Here is a 21,051-nt window from a genome sequence, read left to right as displayed (position 1 = left end):
TATGTTAGGGTTTATTAATACGAAACAGCGTAATTCAGGAGTAACCGAACGTTGGATGCCGCAGCAATCATTAGCCTTTTTATTTTGGGTTCCGTTCTCGTCACCTGCAGTATCTTGCTTAGTTCATTCTCATCACGTCTTGGTATCCCGATTCTGGTGATTTTCCTCGCTATTGGCATGTTAGCGGGCGTGGACGGTGTTGGCGGCATTCCTTTTGATAACTACCCTTTTGCCTACATGGTGAGTAACCTGGCTTTGGCCGTGATCCTGCTTGACGGCGGGATGCGGACTCAGGCCAGCTCCTTTCGTGTTGCGCTAGGCCCGGCATTATCGCTGGCGACCGTGGGCGTGCTGATTACCTCTGGTTTAACCGGCATGATGGCGGCATGGCTGTTTCATCTGGATCTCATCGAAGGGCTGCTGATTGGCGCGATTGTCGGCTCAACCGATGCCGCAGCGGTATTTTCCCTGCTCGGCGGTAAAGGACTTAACGAACGTGTAGGCTCGACGCTGGAAATTGAGTCAGGTAGTAATGACCCAATGGCCGTATTTCTGACTATTACGCTTATCGAAATGATCCAGAACCACGAGACCGGTTTAAGCTGGATGTTCGCCGTGCATATTATCCAGCAGTTTGGCTTAGGCATCGCTATCGGTCTCGGCGGCGGATACCTGCTCCAGCAGATGATTAATCGTATTTCACTGCCTGCCGGTCTGTATCCGCTGCTGGCCTTAAGCGGCGGGATCCTGATTTTTGCCCTGACTACCGCGCTTGAAGGCAGCGGTATTCTGGCGGTTTATCTGTGTGGTTTCCTGCTGGGAAATCGCCCGATCCGCAACCGATTCGGTATTCTGCAAAACTTTGACGGACTGGCCTGGCTGGCGCAAATTGCCATGTTCCTGGTGCTGGGATTGCTGGTGACGCCGTCCGACCTGTTGCCGATCGCGATTCCGGCGCTGATTTTGTCCGCCTGGATGATTTTCTTCGCGCGTCCGTTGTCGGTGTTCGCCGGATTGCTGCCATTTCGTGGTTTCAATCTGCGCGAACGCATCTTCATTAGCTGGGTTGGCTTGCGCGGTGCGGTACCGATCATCCTTGCCGTCTTCCCGATGATGGCGGGTCTGGAAAATGCGCGTTTGTTCTTTAACGTCGCATTCTTTGTGGTACTGATCTCGCTGCTGTTCCAGGGAACATCGCTGTCGTGGGCCGCCAAAAAAGCCAAAGTCGTGGTACCTCCTGTTGGCTGGCCAGTTTCTCGTATTGGTCTCGATATTCACCCGGATAATCCCTGGGAGCAGTTTGTTTATCAACTGAGCGCAGATAAGTGGTGCGTGGGTGCCGCACTGCGCGACCTGCATATGCCAGAAGAAACGCGTATTGCCGCACTGTTTCGTGACAACGTGCTGTTTCACCCATCAGGCAGTACCCGCCTGCGTGAAGGCGATGTGCTGTGCGTCATTGGTCGCGAACGCGACCTGCCCGCCTTAGGCAAGCTGTTCAGCCAGTCACCGCCAGTGTCGTTAGACCAGCGTTTCTTTGGTGATTTTATTCTCGAAGCCAGCGCGAAATATGCCGATGTGGCACTGATTTATGGCCTGGAGGATGGCACCGGGTATCGCGATAAGCAGCAAACGCTGGGTGAAATTGTTCAGCAACTGTTGGGTGCTGCGCCGGTCGTCGGTGACCAGGTGGAATTTGCCGGTATGATCTGGACGGTAGCCGAAAAAGAAGATAATGCCGTGCTGAAAGTGGGTGTCCGCGTGGCAGAAGATGAGGATGAATAACGCAGATGTTTTTTGCCGGGTGGCGGCTACGCCTTACCCGGCCGACAAAAGTTACACCGTCACTACCGGCACGCGCAGCGCCAGCGAGCACATTAATTCATAGCCGACCGTGCCTGCCGCTGTTGCCACATCGTCAATTTTAATCTCTTTGCCCCACAGTTCCACAGGCGTTCCTATCCCCGCCTGTGGGCAGGGTGTCAGGTCAACCGCCAGCATATCCATGGATACCGTGCCGACTGTCCCGGTACGTACACCGTCCACCAGTACAGGCGTCCCACTCGGAGCATGGCGCGGATAACCATCGGCATAGCCTGTCGCCACAATTCCAATGCGCTGGTCACCGCTGGCAGTGTAACGGCCACCGTAACCAACCCGGTCGCCTGCTTTCAGCGTTTGCACACCGATAATCTCACTGCTCAGCGTCATCACTGGCTTAAGTCCGGTATTGGCAATATCCCGCCATTGTCCCGATGGCGATGCGCCGTACAGAATAATGCCTGGACGAACCCAGTCATAATGCGCTTGTGGGTGCCACAGCGTCGCAGCCGAATTCGACAGCGAACGTCTACACTCCAGCCCTTCCGTTGCCTGTGCAATACGCGCCATCGCGTCCCTGATGCCATCCGGATGTTCAGCATCAGCAAAATGCGACATCAGCGTCATTTCACCCACGTTAGGCATTGCCCGTAACAGTTGCCAGACGGTCGCCACTCGCTCGGGTAAGAAACCCAGCCGGTTCATGCCGCTATTCACCTTCAGGTAAATATCCAGCGGTGCGTTCAGGCGGGCATTTTGCAATGCTTTGAGCTGCCAGTTACTGTGGACACAGGTCGTCAGACGATATGTGTCATAGATCGTCAGGTCTTCGGCATGGAAAAAACCCTCCAGCATTAAAATGGGTCCTTTCCATCCCCGCTCCCGCAGGGTAATCGCCTCCTCGAGATTGAGCATAGCGAAACCATCGGTCGTTCCCAGTGCATTCCAGACACGTTCTATACCGTGTCCGTAGGCATTGGCCTTTACGACCGACCAGACGCGGGAGTCCGGCGCAGCCTGACGCGTAATGGTCAGGTTTTGTTTCAACGCCTGCAGGTCAATGCTGGCCAGTATCGGGCGGGTCATCTCGCGTCCTTATTAGTTATGTACGCCGTGTAAATGCCGCGGGCGAGACGGGGTAAATCCCGGACTGTAACGCGCCACGCTCAGATCGTCATAAGGTATGGCTGGCGTGCGACCAGAGAGAATATCGCTCAGCAACTGACCAGATCCACAGGCCATCGTCCAACCCAATGTGCCATGACCCGTATTGAGCAGCAGATTCTTAAAGCGGGTACGCCCCACCACTGGCGTTCCGTCTGGCGTCATCGGACGCAGCCCGGTCCAGAATGTTGCTTGTTCAACATGACCGCCGCGCGGAAAGAGATCGCGCACCACCATCTCCAGCGTTTCACGACGTGGTTGTAGTAGCTCGGTATTAAAACCGACAATCTCTGCCATACCGCCAACACGGATACGCTCATCAAAACGAGTAATGGCGATTTTGTAGGTTTCATCAAGAATAGTGGAAACCGGCGCACCATCATCTTCTGCCACCGGAATGGTTAATGAGTAGCCTTTGAGCGGATATACCGGAATATCAACGATCCCTTTGAGCATCGCCGTGGAGTACGAACCAAAGGCCATAACATAGGCATCGGCTTTGATCACTTCGTCGCCACACTGGACACCATAGATTTGTTCGCCTTCGCTGAGTAGCTTATCGACGGGGGTATTAAAACGGAATTTTACCCCCGCCTGCTCGGCCATTTGCGCCAGACGCTGGGTAAACAGCTGACAGTCACCGGTTTCGTCATTCGGCAACCGTAATCCCCCTGTCAGTTTGTACGCGACCTCTGCCAGCGCAGGTTCGACTTCCGCCAGACGATTCGCCTCCAGAAGTTGGTACGGCACACCGGCATCTTCCAGCACGGCAATATCACGCGTGGCGTTCTCATACTGTTGAGCGGTGCGGAACAGTTGTAACGTTCCTCCCTGACGTCCTTCGTACTCAATACCGGTAGAGGCACGCAGCGCTTTCAGGCAATCACGGCTGTATTCCGCCAGGCGCACCATCCGGCCCTTGTTTTCCATGTAGTGGCTGGTGTCGCAGTTGCGTAGCATTTGCCACATCCATTTCAACTGGAACTGCGTCCCGTCGAGGCGCACGGCCAACGGAGCATGACGCTGAAACATCCATTTTATTGCTTTTAGCGGTACGCCTGGCGCCGCCCACGGCGCGGCATAACCAGGAGAGATTTGCCCGGCGTTCGCCGCACTGGTTTCCAGTGCCGGCCCCGGCTCACGATCGATGACGGTGACATCGTGTCCAGCCTGACTTAAATACCAGGCGCTGGTCACGCCAACGACGCCACTTCCCAGTATGACAACTCGCATAGCCACTCCGTTAACAGTAAAAGAACAATCTTCTAATTACATCTTGATAACTCAGTTGAAAATATTATTCAACATATGGCTTTTTTATGGTGATGTATCTCACACATAGCAGTGATTGCAGGGAAGTCTCTGCTTTGGCATCTCCTGCTGTGCGTTATTTTTATCCAGCATAAAATTTTGTTGACCTGCCGTTTTTCGACTCTTCGTTGATGTGAAATCGCAAAGAAAAAAATTCTCCTGCAGCACGCTTTTTAACACCATGATCTATGCTTGAAATGAGGTACTCCAGACAGAGAGTACCGCCAACAATGAGGGTGCGCGAATGGCTACGATTGATTCCATGAACAAGGACAGCACACGGTTAAGCGATGGACCCGACTGGACGTTTGATCTGCTGGATGTCTATCTGGCAGAGATAGACCGCGTGGCGAAACTCTACAGGCTGGATACCTACCCGCACCAAATCGAGGTGATCACTTCTGAGCAAATGATGGACGCCTACTCCAGCGTCGGGATGCCAATCAACTATCCGCACTGGTCGTTTGGTAAAAAGTTTATTGAAACCGAACGCTTGTACAAGCATGGTCAGCAAGGACTGGCCTATGAGATTGTTATTAACTCCAACCCGTGTATCGCGTACCTGATGGAAGAGAACACCATCACCATGCAGGCACTGGTCATGGCGCATGCCTGCTATGGACATAACTCTTTCTTCAAGAATAACTACCTGTTCCGCAGCTGGACGGACGCCAGCTCCATCGTCGATTACCTGATCTTTGCGCGAAACTACATTACCCAGTGTGAAGAGCGTTACGGTGTTGATGAAGTTGAGAAACTCCTCGACTCCTGCCATGCGCTGATGAATTACGGCGTTGACCGCTATAAACGCCCGCAAAAGATCTCACTACAGGAAGAGAAGGCCCGGCAGAAAAGTCGTGAAGAGTATCTGCAAAGTCAGGTGAATATGCTGTGGCGTACGTTGCCGAAGAAAGAGGAAGAGAAGACGATCTCTGCCACGCGTCGTTATCCTTCTGAGCCGCAGGAAAACCTGCTGTATTTTATGGAGAAAAATGCCCCACTGCTTGAGTCCTGGCAACGAGAGGTCCTGCGCATTGTGCGTAAGGTGAGCCAGTATTTTTATCCGCAGAAACAGACTCAGGTTATGAACGAGGGATGGGCAACCTTCTGGCACTACACCATCCTCAATCACCTTTATGATGAAGGCAAAGTCACCGAACGCTTCATGCTGGAGTTTCTGCATAGCCATACCAACGTGGTATTCCAGCCACCGTATAACAGTCCATGGTATAGCGGGATAAACCCTTATGCGCTGGGCTTTGCTATGTTCCAGGATATCAAACGTATTTGTCAGTCGCCCACCGAGGAGGACAAATATTGGTTCCCAAGTATTGCGGGTTCCGACTGGCTGGAAACCCTGCATTTCGCGATGCGTGATTTTAAAGATGAGAGCTTTATCAGCCAGTTCCTGTCACCAAAAGTGATGCGCGATTTCCGCCTGTTCACAGTGCTGGATGATGATCGCCATAATTATCTGGAAATTTCAGCGATTCACAATGAAGAGGGGTATCGCGAGATCCGTAACAGGCTGTCATCGCAATATAACCTGAGCAACCTGGAGCCGAATATTCAAATCTGGAATGTCGATCTGCGCGGCGACCGTTCACTGACCTTGCGTTACATTCCACATAACCGCGCGCCGTTGGATAAAGGACGCAAAGACGTGTTGAAGCATGTTCATCGGCTGTGGGGATTTGATGTGATGCTGGAGCAGCAAAATGAAGATGGCAGCGTTGAGCTGCTGGAGCGTTGCCCGCCAAGGATGAACGGCCTGTGAAGCTTATTGCCGGAGACGGTGTAAACACCTTATCCGGCCTACGACACAGACGCATTGTAGGCCGGATAAGACGCGTTGGCGTTACCATCCGGCATTGAGCGATTAGCGTCCCTGAATAGCTAAATCGCCCGGTAAATTCTTCTGCATACGGTGCCAAATCTCACCACTGTCGTGACCATAGCGACGCACCGTTTCATAGACCAAATCATGAGCGCCCTGCTCACACAGCTCTGACAGCTTACGGTAGAAGTTCAACGCCAGGCCGCGCGCTTCCGGGTTGGCAAAGTAATGACGGCCAATACGCGTATAAAGTCCTTTCATACCATTGAGGATCAAACCGTAAATCGGATTGCCCGACGCAAATGCCAGACCGCGGAAAATGTTGTAGTCCAGATCGGCAAACGCGTCAGCATGGTCAGCAACCTGATTCGCCGTGGCCAAAACGTCCTGGGCTTTATCAGGATGTTGGCGGAATGCGGTGCGAATAAAGATCGTCGAGATGTTGGTACGTACAGACAGCAGATTATCAATCAACTGCGGAACGCTTTCGTGATCGAGACGCGCCAACGTTTCCAGGATATTCAGTCCGGAGGTTTCCCAGAAGTTATTCACTTTCGTCGGTTTGCCGTGTTGAATGGTCAACCAGCCGTCCCGCGCCAGACGCTGCAATACTTCGCGTAACGTGGTACGTGTTACTCCAATAAGTTCGGAGAGTTCACGTTCAGCGGGCAAAATAGTGCCAGGTGGGAAGCGGTTATTCCAGATACTCTCAATGATGTACTCTTCCGCGAACCCAGCAGGGCTTTGCGCCTTAATGACCATAGCGATAATTCCATTACACAGCAAAACATAGTTACACACATCATACCAGACGGGTTTCTTAGCTGATAGCTGACGTAACGAAGAAAAAGTGGATCAAGGCTTCATTTTCCAGATAAGGCGGATACGCAGTCGGTACGATAAGCCACGTGAAGAGCTTGCCTGCGTTCCCTCGTGCCGCTAAGCTTTGCGGTCAAACATAAAAACATGATTTCATTTTTACAGGTAAGGGAAACTGCCATGGAGCTATCATGGGGCCGCGCTATGTGGCGCAATTTTTTAGGCCAGTCGCCGGACTGGTATAAACTTGCACTGCTCGTCTTCTTAATCATTAACCCGCTTATTTTTTTCATCAATCCTTTTATCGCGGGTTGGTTGCTGGTGGCCGAATTCATTTTTACGCTGGCAATGGCGCTTAAGTGTTATCCACTGTTGCCGGGCGGGCTGTTAGCCATCGAAGCTGTCGTCATCGGCATGACCAGCGCCACTCATGTTCGTGAAGAAGTTGCAGCCAACCTTGAAGTGCTCTTGCTGCTGATGTTTATGGTGGCGGGCATCTACTTTATGAAGCAACTGCTGCTGTTTATTTTTACCCGACTGCTGCTCAGTATTCGCTCCAAGATGCTGCTGTCGCTGGCCTTTTGTGTGGCCGCTGCCTTCCTTTCTGCGTTCCTCGACGCCTTGACCGTGGTCGCAGTAGTGATAAGCGTAGCGGTTGGTTTTTACGGTATCTACCATCGCGTCGCCTCTTCCCGTCCGGAAGATAACAATTTGCTGGATGACAGCCATATCGACCAGCACAATAAAGCCGTACTGGAGCAGTTCCGTGGTTTTCTGCGCAGCCTGATGATGCACGCGGGAGTCGGCACAGCGTTAGGCGGTGTGATGACCATGGTTGGCGAACCGCAGAACCTGATTATCGCCAAAGCGGCTGGCTGGCATTTTGGTGATTTTTTCCTGCGCATGTCGCCGGTCACTGTCCCGGTGTTGCTTTGCGGTCTGCTCACCTGCCTGCTGGTTGAAAAGTTACGTTGGTTTGGCTACGGTGAAACATTGCCGGAGGCTGTCCGTGGCGTTCTGCAACAGTTTGACGATGAAAGCCGTCAACAACGTACCCGCCAGGATAAAATCAAGCTGATTATTCAATCGGTTATCGGCGTATGGTTGGTCGTTGCCCTCGCACTGCATCTGGCAGAAGTCGGACTCATTGGCCTGTCAGTGATTATTCTGGCCACGTCGTTAACCGGTGTCACTGACGAACACGCTATTGGTAAAGCGTTCACCGAGTCGCTACCGTTCACCGCGCTGCTGACCGTGTTTTTCTCCGTGGTGGCGGTAATTATCGATCAGCAGCTTTTTGCGCCGATCATTCAGTTTGTTTTGCAGTCTTCTGAACATGCACAGCTAACCCTGTTTTATCTTTTCAACGGCCTGCTGTCGTCAATTTCAGACAACGTCTTTGTTGGCACAATTTACATCAACGAAGCGAAAGCGGCGCTGGAGCACGGGACGATTAGCCTGAATCAATATGAACTGTTAGCGGTGGCGATTAATACCGGAACCAACCTGCCTTCTGTGGCTACGCCAAATGGTCAGGCGGCATTCTTGTTCCTGCTTACCTCCGCACTGGCACCACTGATTCGCCTCTCCTACGGTCGTATGGTGTGGATGGCATTGCCGTATACGATCGTCCTGACGCTGGTGGGTCTGTTGTGCGTAGAGTTCACGCTGGTCCCAGTGACCGAATGGATGACGCAAACAGGCTGGTTAGCTACACTTTCATAACAATAAACCGGGTAAATCACTGCCCGGTTTGACTTTTTGCATGATAATTATCCGATTACACAATATTTCAATTGCCGCTAGTGGCGCATAAATTGAATTGGTTTAAACTGCGGTCTCTACGCATGTTGCAGGGAAATTATTATGTTGCGATTTTTAAACCAGTGCTCCCGTGGTCGTGGAGCATGGTTACTGTTGGCGCTAACCGCCCTGGCGCTGGAACTCGTCGCGTTATGGTTCCAGCACGTTATGCTGCTTAAACCTTGCGTGTTGTGTATTTACGAACGTAGTGCGTTATTCGGCGTGATGGCTGCAGGCCTGGTGGGTGCTATTGCGCCAAAAACACCGTTGCGCTATGTGGCGATGATTATCTGGATTTACAGCGCCTGGCGCGGGCTTCAGTTAGCGTATGAACACACGATGATTCAGCTTCACCCGTCACCGTTCATGACCTGTGATTTTGCCGCACGCTTCCCGAGTTGGTTACCGCTGGATAAATGGCTGCCGCAGGTATTTATGGCATCCGGTGACTGCGCTGAGCGTCAGTGGTCATTTTTAACCCTGGAGATGCCGCAGTGGCTGTTGGGGATTTTTGCCGCATATCTGGTCGTTGCCGTGTTGGTGCTGATTGCCCAGCCCTTTAAACCGAAAAAACGTGACCTCTTCGGTCGTTAACAGAACGCTCCTTCGGGAGCGTTTTTTTACCTTAAATTCATTGCCTGTTGGCATTTATAAGATGTATATTAAATACATCTTATAAATGCCACATAAAGGAGATGTCTTATGTCCCACTTACGCATCCCGGCAAACTGGAAAGTTAAACGCTCTACTCCCTTCTTTACGAAAGACAATGTCCCGGCAGCTCTGCTTTCTCACCACAACACCGCTGCAGGTGTGTTTGGACAACTCTGCGTAATGGAAGGTACGGTAACGTATTACGGCTTTGCCAATGAAGACGCGAAAGAACCTGAAGTGAAAGTGGTGATTAATGCCGGTCAGTTTGCGACCAGCCCACCGCAGTACTGGCATCGCGTGGAATTAAGCGACGACGCGCAGTTCAACATTAATTTCTGGGTTGAGGATGACAACCACGGAGATGAGATGTACCAGGCGAAAAAGTCTTAATCCTTAACGCCTGTTAATCGATGGGCGGCTCAGTCCGCCCATGAAGGTTTGTTCAATATATGGTCCTGCCAGTCGTGTACTTCTGATTCCTTCACCGCAATATGGCGAACTGAAATACGCTCACCGTGCATCGCTGCTTTAGAGCCGGTCAGCAGCGGGTGCCAGTCCGGCAGGCCTTTCCCTTCCGCCAGCAAACGATACGCACAGGTCATCGGCAACCACTCAAAAGTGGGCAGATTATCACGCGTCAGCTTGATGCAGTCAGGCTCATACTCGAATCGACGCTCGTAGTTACGGCACTGGCAGGTTTTGATATTGAGCTGCTTACAGGCAACATTGGTGAAGTAAATTTCATCGGTGTCTTCATCCATCAACTTGTGCAGGCAGCATTGTCCGCAGCCGTCGCACAACGACTCCCATTCGGCGTCGGTCATTTCATCAAGGGTTTTACTTTGCCAAAAAGGTAATTCGCTCATCGGGATGTCCACATCAAAAATCAGGTTGCACCTTATAACCAGTCTGGCACGCTGATGCAAGTTTTGCCGCCCGAAAAGGCGGCAAGAAGAGATTACAGCACTCTTGTCGTGAGCGTTTGGCCATGGAAACTAATAGCCAGCTCATCACCGCTGTGTAACGGCCCAACGCCTGCTGGCGTCCCAGTCAGCACCACATCACCGGCCCTAAGCGTGAAGAATCGGCTCATATAAGCAATCAATGGAACAATATGATGGATCATATCCGCCGTAGTGCCCTGCTGGCGCACTTCGCCGTTCACCGTTAATCCGAGCTGAGTATTCTGCGGATCACCATTAAATTCCGCTACCGGAATAAACCCCGACAGCGGGCAAGAGTTGTCAAATCCCTTCGCTTTCTCCCACGGCTGCCCCGCTTTTTTCATTTTGCCCTGGATATCACGCAGGGTCAGGTCCAGCGCCACACCATAGCCAGCGATGGCTTTGCGCACATGCTCTTCTGTCGCCTGGCGCAGGTTTGCACCGATCAGCACGGCCAGTTCAACTTCGTGATGAACAGACCCCATATCCGCCGGAATGACCAGCGGTTGGCGCAGGTCGCACAGCGCCGTTTCCGGTTTGATAAACAGCACCGGTTCATCCGGCGTTGCGCTGCCCATCTCTTTAATATGGTTTGCGTAATTGCTACCTACACAAACCACTTTGCTCACCGGATAATCCAGCAGAGCACCATGCCAGTTATGATGTTGATACATTACTTTCCCCTAACGTAGTCATAGATTTCAGGTACTGCATCGATGAGACATGCTGCTGCCGGATGCAGTTTAACGTTTAGCGTCTGGTGTATTTTGTTTTACCGCAGATAAATGCTGTTTGAGTAAATCCTCAGGCGGCGGTGGTATTTGTAAATAATAGCCCTGCTCGGTGAGTGCCTGTTTTACTTTTTCAAGATCGGCATTAACCAGTTTTTTACGACCATCAAGCGGTAAAATCATTGCCAGTTTTGGCTGACCAAATCCTTTCATCAGTTCTTCAGGAACACGCGAGAAATCGTCTTTTTTTTCGACATATAAATAGGTCTGGTCACGTTTGCTGCTTCGGTAGATCACACAAAACATATCTTTTACTCTGAATTCACGGAATGGTGGCTTGCCTCAATATAATACTGACTATAACATGCCTTATAGTCTTCGGAATATCACCCCGCACTGGGGATGATAAATAGCAAATTGAGTAAGGCCAGGATGTCAAACACGCCAATCGAGCTTAAAGGCAGTAGCTTCACCTTATCAGTGGTTCACTTACATGAAGCAGAACCCAAGGTTATTCGTCAGGCGTTGGAAGACAAAATCGCGCAGGCACCTGCTTTTTTAAAACATGCTCCCGTGGTGATCAACGTGAGTGGCCTTGAAAGCCCGGTAAACTGGTCGGCGCTGCAAAAAGTCATCACGTCTACGGGACTGCGCATTATTGGTGTTAGCGGATGCAAGGATGCAAAACTTAAGGCAGAAATCGACGAAATGGGTCTTCCTTTACTGACAGAAGGCAAAGAAAAAGCGATTCGTGCCGCGCCTGTTGAAGCTCCGGCACCTGCCGTACCGCCACAAAACGTTACTCCCATCACAAAAACACGATTAATAAATGTCCCGGTTCGTTCCGGTCAGCGTATTTATGCTCCACAATGTGATCTGATTGTTACAAGTCACGTCAGTGCGGGCGCTGAGCTTATCGCTGATGGCAATATTCACGTTTATGGCATGATGAGAGGCCGTGCCCTGGCGGGCGCAAGCGGCGATCGGGAAGCGCAAATTTTCTGTACCCACCTGACGGCAGAACTGGTGTCTATCGCAGGTGTTTATTGGCTGAGTGATAAAATCCCAGCAGAATTTTATGGCAAAGCGGCACGTCTGCAATTGGCAGAGAACGCTTTGACAGTTCAACCGTTGAATTGATCCCTTTTTAACAAGGAATTTCTATGGCACGCATTATTGTTGTTACTTCGGGTAAAGGGGGCGTTGGCAAAACCACCTCCAGCGCGGCCATCGCTACAGGTTTGGCCCAGAAGGGAAAGAAAACTGTCGTTATTGATTTTGATATCGGCCTGCGTAACCTTGATTTAATTATGGGTTGTGAACGTCGCGTCGTTTATGACTTCGTCAACGTTATTCAGGGCGATGCGTCGTTAAATCAGGCGTTAATCAAAGATAAACGTACCGAAAATCTCTTTATTCTTCCGGCCTCACAGACTCGTGATAAAGACGCGCTGACACGTGAAGGCGTCGCGAAAGTTCTGGATGATCTGAAAGCGATGGATTTTGACTTCATCGTCTGCGACTCCCCGGCAGGTATTGAGACCGGTGCGCTGATGGCCCTGTATTTTGCCGATGAAGCCATTATTACCACCAACCCGGAAGTGTCTTCTGTACGTGACTCTGACCGTATTCTGGGTATTCTGGCGTCGAAATCTCGTCGCGCTGAAAATGGCGAAGATCCGATTAAAGAGCATCTGCTGCTTACGCGCTATAACCCTGGCCGCGTAAATAAAGGTGACATGCTCAGCATGGAAGACGTACTGGAAATTCTACGAATCAAGCTGGTTGGCGTGATTCCTGAAGATCAGTCAGTCCTGCGCGCGTCTAACCAGGGTGAGCCGGTTATTCTCGACATCAATGCTGATGCCGGTAAAGCCTATGCTGATACCGTAGACCGTCTGTTGGGAGAAGAACGTCCTTTCCGCTTCATTGAAGAAGAGAAGAAAGGTTTCCTCAAACGCCTGTTCGGAGGATAAGTTATGGCATTACTGGATTTTTTTCTCTCGCGGAAAAAGAGCACAGCGAACATCGCTAAAGAGCGACTGCAGATTATTGTTGCGGAACGTCGTCGTAGTGACGCCGAACCGCATTATTTACCGCAGTTGAGGAAAGATATTCTCGACGTTATCTGTAAGTATGTACAAATTGATCCTGAAATGGTCACCGTACAGCTTGAACAAAAAGACGGCGATATTTCTATCCTTGAACTTAACGTGACTTTACCTGAAGCAGAAGAGTCTAAATAACGTCTTTTGTAAATAAGTCATGGTTGAAAAAAGGCAGATTATTCTGCCTTTTTTATTTCTGATCTTAGTCCGGGCTGCGCCCCATTTATTCCAAAGTGAACTTCGGGTAGTTCTCAGCAAAATAGCGACGTAAATACTCCACAGTAATACGGATTTTGGCCGACGTCGCCAGGCGTGACACATAAACAGCCCAAATATTTGCTGGTTGATAATAGTCAGGCAATATATGAACCAAATGCCCACTGGCGATGTTATCGCAGACATCCCACCATGAACGTAGCGCAATCCCCTGACCATCCACACACCATTGGTGAACAACTTCGCCATGATTGGAGGAGAGCGGCCCCGTCACCTTAATCGAGTGCACTCCCTCTTTGTTGCGCATTTGCCAGATGCCAAATGGATGATCGCGCTCTTTAATCACCAGACAGGGCAAAGTGGACAGATCGTTCAGTTGTTTCGGTGTACCGTACTGCGCCACAAACTCAGGTGATGCACACAATATTCGATAATTGGTTGCCAGCTTCCGTGCGATCAAATTGGGTGCAATATCATCCCCGATACGGATATCAAGATCGACACCTTCATTAACCAGATCGACTAACCGATCCTCAACGTCAAACCGCAACTCCAGCTGCGGATACTCTTTTGCCAGCGCTGACAACGCTGGAGCCACTACACGGCGACCAAAACCAAAGCTGCTGATAATACGTAACATCCCCTGCGGGATCTGCCGGACATCAGACAGCTCATCCATCATCTGATCAACATCCTGTAGGATCCGCTGGGCCCATTCGTAGATTCGTTCCCCTTCTTCCGTGATGGTGACACGCCGTGTTGTGCGGTGTAACAGCACGACGTTCAGTGTCTGTTCCAATAACGCAACACGCTTACTGATAAAAGCGGGTGAAACGCCTAGCTCCTCGGCAACGGCGGCAAAACCCGCGCGGCGGGCAACCAGCATAAAGACGCGTAAATCATTTAACAGCGGCAGATTATTCATGATCTGTGTTTTATGTTTCACCAGTTGGCGGGATTAACTATTAATCAGTCAATTATAGGATAAGGGGAAAGTCAATTTTGATGGCGTACAAGTGAGAGCTGCTATGAAGAAAACCTGTCGTATTGCCGCTATCCCCGGAGATGGCATTGGTAAAGAAGTCCTGCCTGAAGGTATTCATGTGTTACAGGCAGCCGCCGAACGCTGGGACCTGTCGCTCAGCTTTGAGCAAATGGAATGGGCCAGCTGCGAGTACTATACGCATCACGGCAAGATGATGCCGGATGACTGGCATGAACAGTTGAAATCCTTCGATGCTATCTACTTTGGTGCCGTCGGCTGGCCAGACACTGTACCGGATCACATCTCACTATGGGGCTCGTTACTCAAGTTTCGTCGTGAGTTCGATCAATACGTCAACCTGCGTCCGGTACGCCTGTTTCCTGGTGTACCTTGCCCGTTGGCGGGTAAGAAACCCGGCGACATTGATTTCTACGTTGTGCGTGAAAATACCGAAGGCGAGTATTCTTCACTGGGCGGGCGCGTAAGCGAGGGTACCGAACATGAAGTGGTCATTCAGGAGTCGGTCTTCACGCGTCGTGGCGTTGATCGCATTTTGCGTTACGCGTTTGAAATGGCACAGAGCCGTCCACGTAAGACACTGACCTCAGCCACCAAATCAAACGGCCTTGCCATTAGCATGCCTTACTGGGATGAGCGCGTTGAAGCAATGGCTGCCCAGTACCCTGAAATCCGCTGGGATAAACAGCATATCGACATTCTGTGCGCCCGTTTTGTTATGCAACCGGAGCGTTTTGACGTGGTGGTCGCCTCTAACCTGTTTGGCGACATCCTGTCCGATTTAGGTCCTGCCTGTACTGGCACGATTGGCATTGCACCCTCGGCAAACTTAAATCCGGAACGAACCTTCCCATCGTTGTTCGAACCGGTCCACGGTTCAGCCCCGGATATCTACGGCAAGAATATTGCTAACCCAATTGCCGCCATCTGGGCTGGCGCGATGATGCTGGATTTCCTTGGCAACGGCGATGCGAATTATCAGGCCGCCCACGATGGCATTATGGCCGCAATTGAACAGGTTATTGCCAGCGGCCCTAAAACGCCGGATATGAAAGGCAATGCCACCACTCAACAGGTAGGTGACGCTATCTGCCGGGCGCTGCGTTAGAGGTCAAACCACGAAATATGAGCCGCGTCACTGACGCGGTTTTTTTATGTGTTCTGAGCGTCAAATAACCTGCTTGAATTCACTTTTTATTATTTCCGTTCCGTGTTTTATTGCTTCACGCATCAGGCAATTGTTTAATTCATGTAAAGAACAAATAATAAAATTGTTAAATACGAAGCGACAAAATCTTACCCTACAGCATGATAACAACGACAGGCTAATGCCAAACGCGGGCGACTATGCCCAGGAGATCATCCATGTTGAGCAACGTAAAGAAAAAAGATGTGCCACTGATAGCCATCAGTCTGGTGGCCATTCTTTTTATCGCCGCCACACTCAGTCTCTTCCCTCAGCAGTCTGCACAAGCAGCGAATGCCATTTTTAACGGTGTCACTCGCATGCTGGGTTCTGCCGTGCAGATCCTGGTCCTCATGGCTATGGGGCTGGTTGTCTGGCTGGCCACCAGCAAATACGGCAATATTCGCCTCGGTGAAGGTAAAGCAGAATACAGTACGCTGTCCTGGCTGTTTATGTTTATTTGCGCCGGATTAGGCTCCTCCACGCTCTATTGGGGGGTTGCTGAATGGGCCTATTACTACCAAACGCCGGGTCTGAACATCGCCCCACACTCACAAAAAGCGCTGGAATTCAGTCTGCCCTACTCCTTTTTCCATTGGGGGATCAGCGCGTGGGCGACCTACACACTGGCCTCGTTAACCATGGCCTACCATTTCCATGTGCGTAAAAATAAAGGGTTGAGCCTGTCCGGGATCATTGCTGCTATCACCGGCGTTCATCCACAGGGCGTATGGGGAAGACTGGTCGATTTGATGTTCCTGATCGCCACCGTCGGCGCGTTAACCATCTCCCTGGTCGTTACCGCTGCAACCTTCACCCGTGGTTTATCAGCACTTACTGGTTTGCCGGATAACTTTACGGTGCAAGCCTTTGTGATCCTGTTCTCTGGCGGCATCTTCTGCCTCAGCTCCTGGATTGGCATCAACAATGGTCTGCAACGTCTGAGCAAGATGGTGGGCTGGGGGGCATTTTTACTGCCGTTGATCGTACTGATTGTCGGCCCAACCGAGTTCATCACCAATAACATCATCAACGCTATCGGCCTGACAACACAAAACTTTTTGCAGATGAGTCTGTTTACCGACCCACTCGGTAACGGTGAATTTACCCGCAACTGGACAGTGTTCTACTGGCTGTGGTGGATCTCCTACACCCCAGGAGTCGCTATGTTTGTGACGCGCGTTTCTCGCGGGCGCAAAATTAAAGAGGTTATCTGGGCGTTAATCCTCGGTAGCACCGTCGGTTGTTGGTTCTTCTTTGGCGTGATGGAAAGCTACTCTATCCATCAGTTTGTCAATGGCGTCATAGACGTGCCGCAGGTCATGGCGACGTTGGGTGGTGAAACGGCTGTGCAGCAGGTACTGATGTCATTGCCTGCCGGGAAGCTGTTCCTGGTCGCGTATCTGGCCATCATGATTATTTTCCTTGCCTCGCATATGGATGCTGTGGCCTACACCATGGCAGCCACCAGCACACGTAACCTACAGGAAGGTGAAGATCCTGAACGTGGCTTACGTCTGTTCTGGTGCGTGGTCATCACATTGATTCCATTATCAATTTTATTCACTGGTGCGTCTCTGGAAACCATGAAGACCACGGTGGTTCTGACCGCCCTTCCCTTCCTCGCCATCCTGTTGGTGAAAGTCGGCGGTTTTCTTCGCTGGGTACGGCAGGATTATGCCCATGTTCCTGCTCACCAAATTGAAAGTCATCTTCCCGAAGCACCGGCCGACGCGCCTGTCACGCCACCGGCTGAGACACTACTCAAAGGCGGCAATTAAGCGCCAGTAAAAAATCCTCTTACTCACAAATTAAAGGTAATCCAATGAGCAATCTGAGCCCTGAGTTTATTCTGCCGCAAAATTTTTGTGCTAATCCGCAGGACGCCTGGACTATCCCGGCACGGTTCTATACCGACCAGCAGGCGTTTGAACACGAACAAGAGAACGTGTTTGCCAAAAGCTGGATTTGTGTTGCCCACAGCAGCGAACTGGCAAAGCCAAATGACTATGTCACACGTGAAGTGATTGGTGAGAACATCGTGCTGGTGCGTGGTCGCGATAATGTACTGCGCGCATTCTACAACGTCTGCCCGCATCGTGGTCATCAACTGCTGAGCGGCGAAGGGAAAGCCAAAAACGTGATTACCTGCCCTTACCACGCGTGGGCGTTCAAGCTTGATGGCAATCTGGCTCATGCCCGTAACTGTGAAAACGTCGCCAACTTTGACAGTGAGAAGGCTCATCTGACACCAGTACGACTCGAAGAATACGCCGGTTTTGTATTCATCAACATGGACCCGAACGCCGGTAGCGTAGAAGATCAGCTTCCGGGACTGGCAGCCAAAGTCGTCGAGGCCTGCCCTGACGTGCACGATCTGAAACTCGCAGCGCGTTTCACTACCCGCACACCGGCCAACTGGAAAAATATCGTTGATAACTATCTGGAGTGCTACCACTGCGGTCCGGCCCACCCTGGTTTTTCCGACTCAGTACAGGTTGACCGTTACTGGCATACCATGCACGGCAACTGGACTCTGCAATACGGTTTTGCCAAACCCTCTGAACAGTCGTTTAAGTTCGAAGAAGGTGTTGATGCTGCGTTCCACGGCTTCTGGTTGTGGCCGTGCACCATGCTCAACGTCACGCCAATCAAAGGCATGATGACCGTTATTTATGAATTCCCGGTGGATGCAGAAACCACACTGCAAAACTACGACATCTATTTCACTAATGAAGAGCTGACTGATGAGCAAAAAGCGCTGATCGAATGGTATCGCAATGTCTTCCGCCCTGAGGATTTACGCCTGGTGGAGAGCGTACAAAAAGGTCTGAAATCACGCGGCTATCGTGGACAGGGACGCATTATGGCGGATACCAGCGGTAGCGGAATCTCCGAACATGGCATTGCCCATTTCCATAATCTGATCGCTCAGGTGTTTCAGGATTAATCCGCGAAGGAGTTCGTTATGACCGTTTTTCAGACTTCACTTTTTCGCCAGCAGGCGTTTATCGCCGGACACTGGTGTGATGCCGATGACAGTAACACGTTGTCGGTCAGCAACCCGGCAACAGGGGCCGTTCTGGGGCAAATTCCCAACATGGGAACTTCAGAGGCGCAACGCGCCATTGATGCCGCATCTCAGGCGCTACCGGTCTGGCGGGCAATGACCGCCGCTCAACGTTCCACGTTGCTTAAAGCCTGGCATCATTTAATTCTCGACAACAAAACGGCGCTGGCGCAAATCATGACCGCCGAACAGGGCAAGCCGCTGGCTGAAGCGGAAGGAGAGATTGTCTATGCCGCGTCGTTTATTGAGTGGTTTGCCGAGCAGGCTAAACGTACTAATGGCGAGATTATCCCCTCGCCTGCGGCGGATAAGCGGTTGATGGTGATCCGCCAGGGTATCGGAGTCTGCGCGGCAATTACCCCCTGGAACTTCCCTGCGGCAATGATTACCCGCAAAGCCGGTCCCGCACTAGCCGCAGGTTGTACGATGGTAGTAAAACCGGCCAACGAAACGCCGTTTACCGCTCTGGCGCTGGCAGAACTCGCACGTCAGGCCGGTATTCCGGCGGGGGTTATCAATGTCGTGACCGGAAAGTCTCGCGAAATTGGTGCATTGTTCACCGCTGACGATCGCGTACGCAAACTGTCGTTTACCGGCTCTACCGAGGTAGGGCGCGTACTGATGCGCCAGTGTGCCGATTCTATCAAAAAGGTCTCACTGGAGCTGGGTGGCAATGCGCCGTTTATCGTATTTGAGGACGCGGATCTCGACAAAGCCGTTGAAGGCGCGCTGGTGGCTAAATTCCGCAATGCCGGACAGACCTGTGTTTGTGTGAACCGTTTTTACATTCATCAGGCTGTCTATGACGCGTTTTGTGAGAAATTCGTGGCTCGGGTCGCCGCTCTGAAAGTCGGCAACGGTGAGCAACCTGGCGTACAAACCGGTCCGCTAATCAATACTGCTGCCGTAAACAAAGTGCAGTCGTTGCTCGACGACGCGCTGACGCGGGGCGCCACGTTGTTAACCGGTGGTCAACGCCATGCGCTGGGAGGAAACTATTTTACGCCCACCGTCATCGGCAACGTGCAGCCTGGCACGCAGTTGCTACAGGAAGAGATCTTCGGACCGGTCGCCGCGCTGGTGAAGTTTGACGATGAACAGGATGTGATCCGCCAGGCAAATGACACCATTTATGGACTGGCATCCTACTTCTACAGCAATGATGCCGCGCGTATCTGGCGTGTTTCTGAGCAACTGGAGTATGGCATGGTCGGTATTAATACCGGACTGATCTCGAATGAAGTCGCCCCTTTCGGTGGTGTGAAGCAATCAGGGCTGGGGCGAGAAGGTTCTGAACACGGTATCGAAGATTACCTGGAAATGAAATATCTCTGCCAGGGGCTGTAACGACAGATTCCGGCGTGCCGGGTAACCCGCGCCGGACAGATTTTTTAGGGAGTGCCGCAATGTCTGAATATCAAATGCGAGAAGTTCTGGTCAGTCAGATTGAAACGATTACCGCGCATGTAAAGCGCTTCACCTTAACGGCTGCCTCAGGCGATCTGTTACCTGCGTTCCAGGGCGGCAGCCATATTATTGTGCAAATGCGCGATGGCGAAAATCTCTATAGCAACGCGTACTCGCTGATGAGCTCGCCGTTGGATACCCGCACCTGGCAAATTGCTGTGCGCCTGGAGGAAAATTCCAAAGGCGGTTCACGATACCTGCATCAGCATGTCAAACCCGGCGATACTCTGACGATTTCCACGCCCAATAATCTTTTCGCCCTCGAACCGCAGGCGCAAAAACATCTGTTAATTGCTGGCGGTATTGGTATTACACCCTTCCTGTCGCAGATCCCGGAACTCGAAAACGCCAGGGCACAGTGGCAGCTACATTACTGTTCACCTAGCCTGGAAAACTGCGCGTTTCATGATGAACTGAAACAGCACCACCAGGCCGATCGCATTCATCTGCATCTTTCGAGTGAAGGCACACGCCTCGACCTGACACGTCTGCTTGCCGATGTAGAACCCGGTACGCATATTTACACCTGCGGTCCTGCTGTACTTAACGATGCCGTAAGAAGCGAAGCAGCGCGCCACGGCCTGGACAACAATACGCTACATTTTGAACAATTTGCGGTAGAAGATAAGAGCGGTGATGCGTTCACCCTCGTGCTGGCACGTTCCGGACGTGAGTTTTTAGTTCCGCAAGAGATGACCATTTTGCAGGTTATCGAAAATAACAAAGCCGCCAGAGTCGAATGTCTGTGCCGTGAAGGCGTGTGTGGTACCTGCGAAACGACGATTATTGAAGGGGAAGCGGATCACCGCGATCAATACTTTAGCGACGACGAAAAAGCCAGCCAACAGAGCATGCTTATCTGCTGTTCACGCGCCAAAGGCAAACGCCTGGTGCTTGATTTGTAAACGTGTCAGGCC

20 protein-coding genes are annotated in these 21,051 nt (G+C 51.4%); 13 read left to right on the top strand and 7 right to left on the bottom strand.

Annotation, left to right across the window (positions count from 1 at the left end):
• The first annotated feature begins 51 nt into the window (after positions 1-51).
• Positions 52-1,785 carry a potassium/proton antiporter gene (locus tag OGX95_RS21275; protein ID WP_040232328.1) on the top strand — a complete coding sequence of 578 codons (1,734 nt, stop codon included), beginning with the start codon at positions 52-54 and terminating at the stop codon, positions 1,783-1,785.
• Positions 1,786-1,836: 51 nt separating this feature from the next.
• Here OGX95_RS21275 and dadX read toward each other — a convergent pair whose 3' ends face one another.
• Positions 1,837-2,907, bottom strand: coding sequence for a catabolic alanine racemase DadX (dadX, locus tag OGX95_RS21270; protein ID WP_286630893.1), 1,071 nt, complete (start codon positions 2,905-2,907; stop codon positions 1,837-1,839).
• A 12-nt stretch (positions 2,908-2,919) separates the two neighbouring features.
• Entirely contained in the window at positions 2,920-4,218 is a 1,299-nt protein-coding gene (locus OGX95_RS21265; protein ID WP_286630892.1) for a D-amino acid dehydrogenase, read from the bottom strand.
• A 322-nt stretch (positions 4,219-4,540) separates the two neighbouring features.
• On the opposite strand from OGX95_RS21265, the gene OGX95_RS21260 reads away from it, so the two are divergent.
• The gene (locus tag OGX95_RS21260) at positions 4,541-6,073 is read left to right on the top strand and encodes a SpoVR family protein (protein ID WP_286630891.1); all 1,533 of its coding nucleotides are present in this window, start codon (positions 4,541-4,543) and stop codon (positions 6,071-6,073) included.
• Positions 6,074-6,175: 102 nt separating this feature from the next.
• Here OGX95_RS21260 and fadR read toward each other — a convergent pair whose 3' ends face one another.
• On the bottom strand, positions 6,176-6,895 hold the full coding sequence (gene fadR, locus OGX95_RS21255; RefSeq protein ID WP_005122254.1) for a fatty acid metabolism transcriptional regulator FadR: 720 nt from the start codon (positions 6,893-6,895) through the stop codon (positions 6,176-6,178).
• Positions 6,896-7,132: 237 nt separating this feature from the next.
• Between fadR and nhaB the strand changes: the two genes are divergently transcribed.
• From nhaB to OGX95_RS21240, 3 genes are all read left to right on the top strand, one after another.
• Positions 7,133-8,677, top strand: a complete 1,545-nt coding sequence (gene nhaB / locus OGX95_RS21250; protein WP_286630890.1) for a Na(+)/H(+) antiporter NhaB — start codon at positions 7,133-7,135, stop codon at positions 8,675-8,677.
• 141 nt (positions 8,678-8,818) lie between these two features.
• The gene (gene dsbB / locus OGX95_RS21245; protein ID WP_286630888.1) at positions 8,819-9,349 is read left to right on the top strand and encodes a disulfide bond formation protein DsbB; all 531 of its coding nucleotides are present in this window, start codon (positions 8,819-8,821) and stop codon (positions 9,347-9,349) included.
• Between the two features lie 108 nt (positions 9,350-9,457).
• Complete coding sequence (locus OGX95_RS21240; protein WP_003020940.1) at positions 9,458-9,799, top strand: TehB family protein; 342 nt, start codon at positions 9,458-9,460, stop codon at positions 9,797-9,799.
• Positions 9,800-9,828: 29 nt separating this feature from the next.
• Here the strand turns inward: OGX95_RS21240 and ycgN are convergent, their stop codons facing one another.
• From ycgN to OGX95_RS21225, 3 genes are all read right to left on the bottom strand, one after another.
• On the bottom strand, positions 9,829-10,275 hold the full coding sequence (gene ycgN / locus OGX95_RS21235) for a cysteine cluster protein YcgN (protein WP_135322144.1): 447 nt from the start codon (positions 10,273-10,275) through the stop codon (positions 9,829-9,831).
• 92 nt (positions 10,276-10,367) lie between these two features.
• A complete protein-coding gene (locus OGX95_RS21230) occupies positions 10,368-11,027 on the bottom strand; it encodes a fumarylacetoacetate hydrolase family protein (protein ID WP_286630887.1) in 660 nt (219 codons plus the stop codon).
• 69 nt (positions 11,028-11,096) lie between these two features.
• Entirely contained in the window at positions 11,097-11,390 is a 294-nt protein-coding gene (locus OGX95_RS21225) for a YcgL domain-containing protein (RefSeq protein WP_137381645.1), read from the bottom strand.
• Between the two features lie 126 nt (positions 11,391-11,516).
• Between OGX95_RS21225 and minC the strand changes: the two genes are divergently transcribed.
• From minC to minE, 3 genes are read left to right on the top strand one after another with little or no spacing between them, the layout of a single operon-like run.
• Entirely contained in the window at positions 11,517-12,224 is a 708-nt protein-coding gene (gene minC / locus OGX95_RS21220; RefSeq protein ID WP_286630886.1) for a septum site-determining protein MinC, read from the top strand.
• 23 nt (positions 12,225-12,247) lie between these two features.
• Complete coding sequence (minD, locus tag OGX95_RS21215; RefSeq protein WP_005122235.1) at positions 12,248-13,060, top strand: septum site-determining protein MinD; 813 nt, start codon at positions 12,248-12,250, stop codon at positions 13,058-13,060.
• 3 nt (positions 13,061-13,063) lie between these two features.
• Entirely contained in the window at positions 13,064-13,330 is a 267-nt protein-coding gene (gene minE / locus OGX95_RS21210) for a cell division topological specificity factor MinE (RefSeq protein ID WP_003833739.1), read from the top strand.
• 85 nt (positions 13,331-13,415) lie between these two features.
• Here minE and OGX95_RS21205 read toward each other — a convergent pair whose 3' ends face one another.
• Entirely contained in the window at positions 13,416-14,333 is a 918-nt protein-coding gene (locus tag OGX95_RS21205; RefSeq protein ID WP_286630885.1) for a LysR family transcriptional regulator, read from the bottom strand.
• Positions 14,334-14,436: 103 nt separating this feature from the next.
• Between OGX95_RS21205 and OGX95_RS21200 the strand changes: the two genes are divergently transcribed.
• The 5 genes from OGX95_RS21200 to OGX95_RS21180 all read left to right on the top strand — a co-directional run bounded on the left by OGX95_RS21200 (position 14,437) and on the right by OGX95_RS21180 (position 21,039).
• Positions 14,437-15,519, top strand: a complete 1,083-nt coding sequence (locus OGX95_RS21200) for a tartrate dehydrogenase (protein WP_286630884.1) — start codon at positions 14,437-14,439, stop codon at positions 15,517-15,519.
• Between the two features lie 257 nt (positions 15,520-15,776).
• Positions 15,777-17,378: a BCCT family transporter gene (locus OGX95_RS21195; protein ID WP_286630883.1), complete on the top strand. Its 1,602-nt coding sequence runs from the start codon at positions 15,777-15,779 to the stop codon at positions 17,376-17,378.
• A gap of 44 nt (positions 17,379-17,422) precedes the next feature.
• The gene (gene yeaW, locus OGX95_RS21190) at positions 17,423-18,547 is read left to right on the top strand and encodes a carnitine monooxygenase, oxygenase subunit YeaW (RefSeq protein ID WP_286630882.1); all 1,125 of its coding nucleotides are present in this window, start codon (positions 17,423-17,425) and stop codon (positions 18,545-18,547) included.
• An 18-nt stretch (positions 18,548-18,565) separates the two neighbouring features.
• Positions 18,566-20,014, top strand: a complete 1,449-nt coding sequence (locus OGX95_RS21185) for an NAD-dependent succinate-semialdehyde dehydrogenase (protein WP_286630881.1) — start codon at positions 18,566-18,568, stop codon at positions 20,012-20,014.
• A 59-nt stretch (positions 20,015-20,073) separates the two neighbouring features.
• The gene (locus OGX95_RS21180) at positions 20,074-21,039 is read left to right on the top strand and encodes a PDR/VanB family oxidoreductase (RefSeq protein WP_286630880.1); all 966 of its coding nucleotides are present in this window, start codon (positions 20,074-20,076) and stop codon (positions 21,037-21,039) included.
• Positions 21,040-21,051: the final 12 nt, after the last annotated feature.

It is taken from the genome of Citrobacter sp. Cu233 (genome assembly GCF_030332225.1).
Classification (GTDB): Bacteria; Pseudomonadota; Gammaproteobacteria; order Enterobacterales; family Enterobacteriaceae; genus Citrobacter.
The sequence above is the reverse complement of the archived record's forward strand: the minus strand, read 5'-3'. Positions and strand labels throughout refer to the sequence as shown.

Excerpts from the sequence above, each read along its gene's own strand:
- dadX (WP_286630893.1), bottom strand. The coding sequence starts at position 2,907 with ATGACCCGCCCGATACTGGCCAGCATTGACCTGCAGGCGTTGAAACAA.
- OGX95_RS21265 (WP_286630892.1), bottom strand. The coding sequence starts at position 4,218 with ATGCGAGTTGTCATACTGGGAAGTGGCGTCGTTGGCGTGACCAGCGCC.
- OGX95_RS21260 (WP_286630891.1), top strand. The coding sequence starts at position 4,541 with ATGGCTACGATTGATTCCATGAACAAGGACAGCACACGGTTAAGCGAT.
- fadR (WP_005122254.1), bottom strand. The coding sequence starts at position 6,895 with ATGGTCATTAAGGCGCAAAGCCCTGCTGGGTTCGCGGAAGAGTACATC.
- nhaB (WP_286630890.1), top strand. The coding sequence starts at position 7,133 with ATGGAGCTATCATGGGGCCGCGCTATGTGGCGCAATTTTTTAGGCCAG.
- dsbB (WP_286630888.1), top strand. The coding sequence starts at position 8,819 with ATGTTGCGATTTTTAAACCAGTGCTCCCGTGGTCGTGGAGCATGGTTA.
- OGX95_RS21240 (WP_003020940.1), top strand. The coding sequence starts at position 9,458 with ATGTCCCACTTACGCATCCCGGCAAACTGGAAAGTTAAACGCTCTACT.
- ycgN (WP_135322144.1), bottom strand. The coding sequence starts at position 10,275 with ATGAGCGAATTACCTTTTTGGCAAAGTAAAACCCTTGATGAAATGACC.
- OGX95_RS21230 (WP_286630887.1), bottom strand. The coding sequence starts at position 11,027 with ATGTATCAACATCATAACTGGCATGGTGCTCTGCTGGATTATCCGGTG.
- OGX95_RS21225 (WP_137381645.1), bottom strand. The coding sequence starts at position 11,390 with ATGTTTTGTGTGATCTACCGAAGCAGCAAACGTGACCAGACCTATTTA.
- minC (WP_286630886.1), top strand. The coding sequence starts at position 11,517 with ATGTCAAACACGCCAATCGAGCTTAAAGGCAGTAGCTTCACCTTATCA.
- minD (WP_005122235.1), top strand. The coding sequence starts at position 12,248 with ATGGCACGCATTATTGTTGTTACTTCGGGTAAAGGGGGCGTTGGCAAA.
- minE (WP_003833739.1), top strand. The coding sequence starts at position 13,064 with ATGGCATTACTGGATTTTTTTCTCTCGCGGAAAAAGAGCACAGCGAAC.
- OGX95_RS21205 (WP_286630885.1), bottom strand. The coding sequence starts at position 14,333 with ATGAATAATCTGCCGCTGTTAAATGATTTACGCGTCTTTATGCTGGTT.
- OGX95_RS21200 (WP_286630884.1), top strand. The coding sequence starts at position 14,437 with ATGAAGAAAACCTGTCGTATTGCCGCTATCCCCGGAGATGGCATTGGT.
- OGX95_RS21195 (WP_286630883.1), top strand. The coding sequence starts at position 15,777 with ATGTTGAGCAACGTAAAGAAAAAAGATGTGCCACTGATAGCCATCAGT.
- yeaW (WP_286630882.1), top strand. The coding sequence starts at position 17,423 with ATGAGCAATCTGAGCCCTGAGTTTATTCTGCCGCAAAATTTTTGTGCT.
- OGX95_RS21185 (WP_286630881.1), top strand. The coding sequence starts at position 18,566 with ATGACCGTTTTTCAGACTTCACTTTTTCGCCAGCAGGCGTTTATCGCC.
- OGX95_RS21180 (WP_286630880.1), top strand. The coding sequence starts at position 20,074 with ATGTCTGAATATCAAATGCGAGAAGTTCTGGTCAGTCAGATTGAAACG.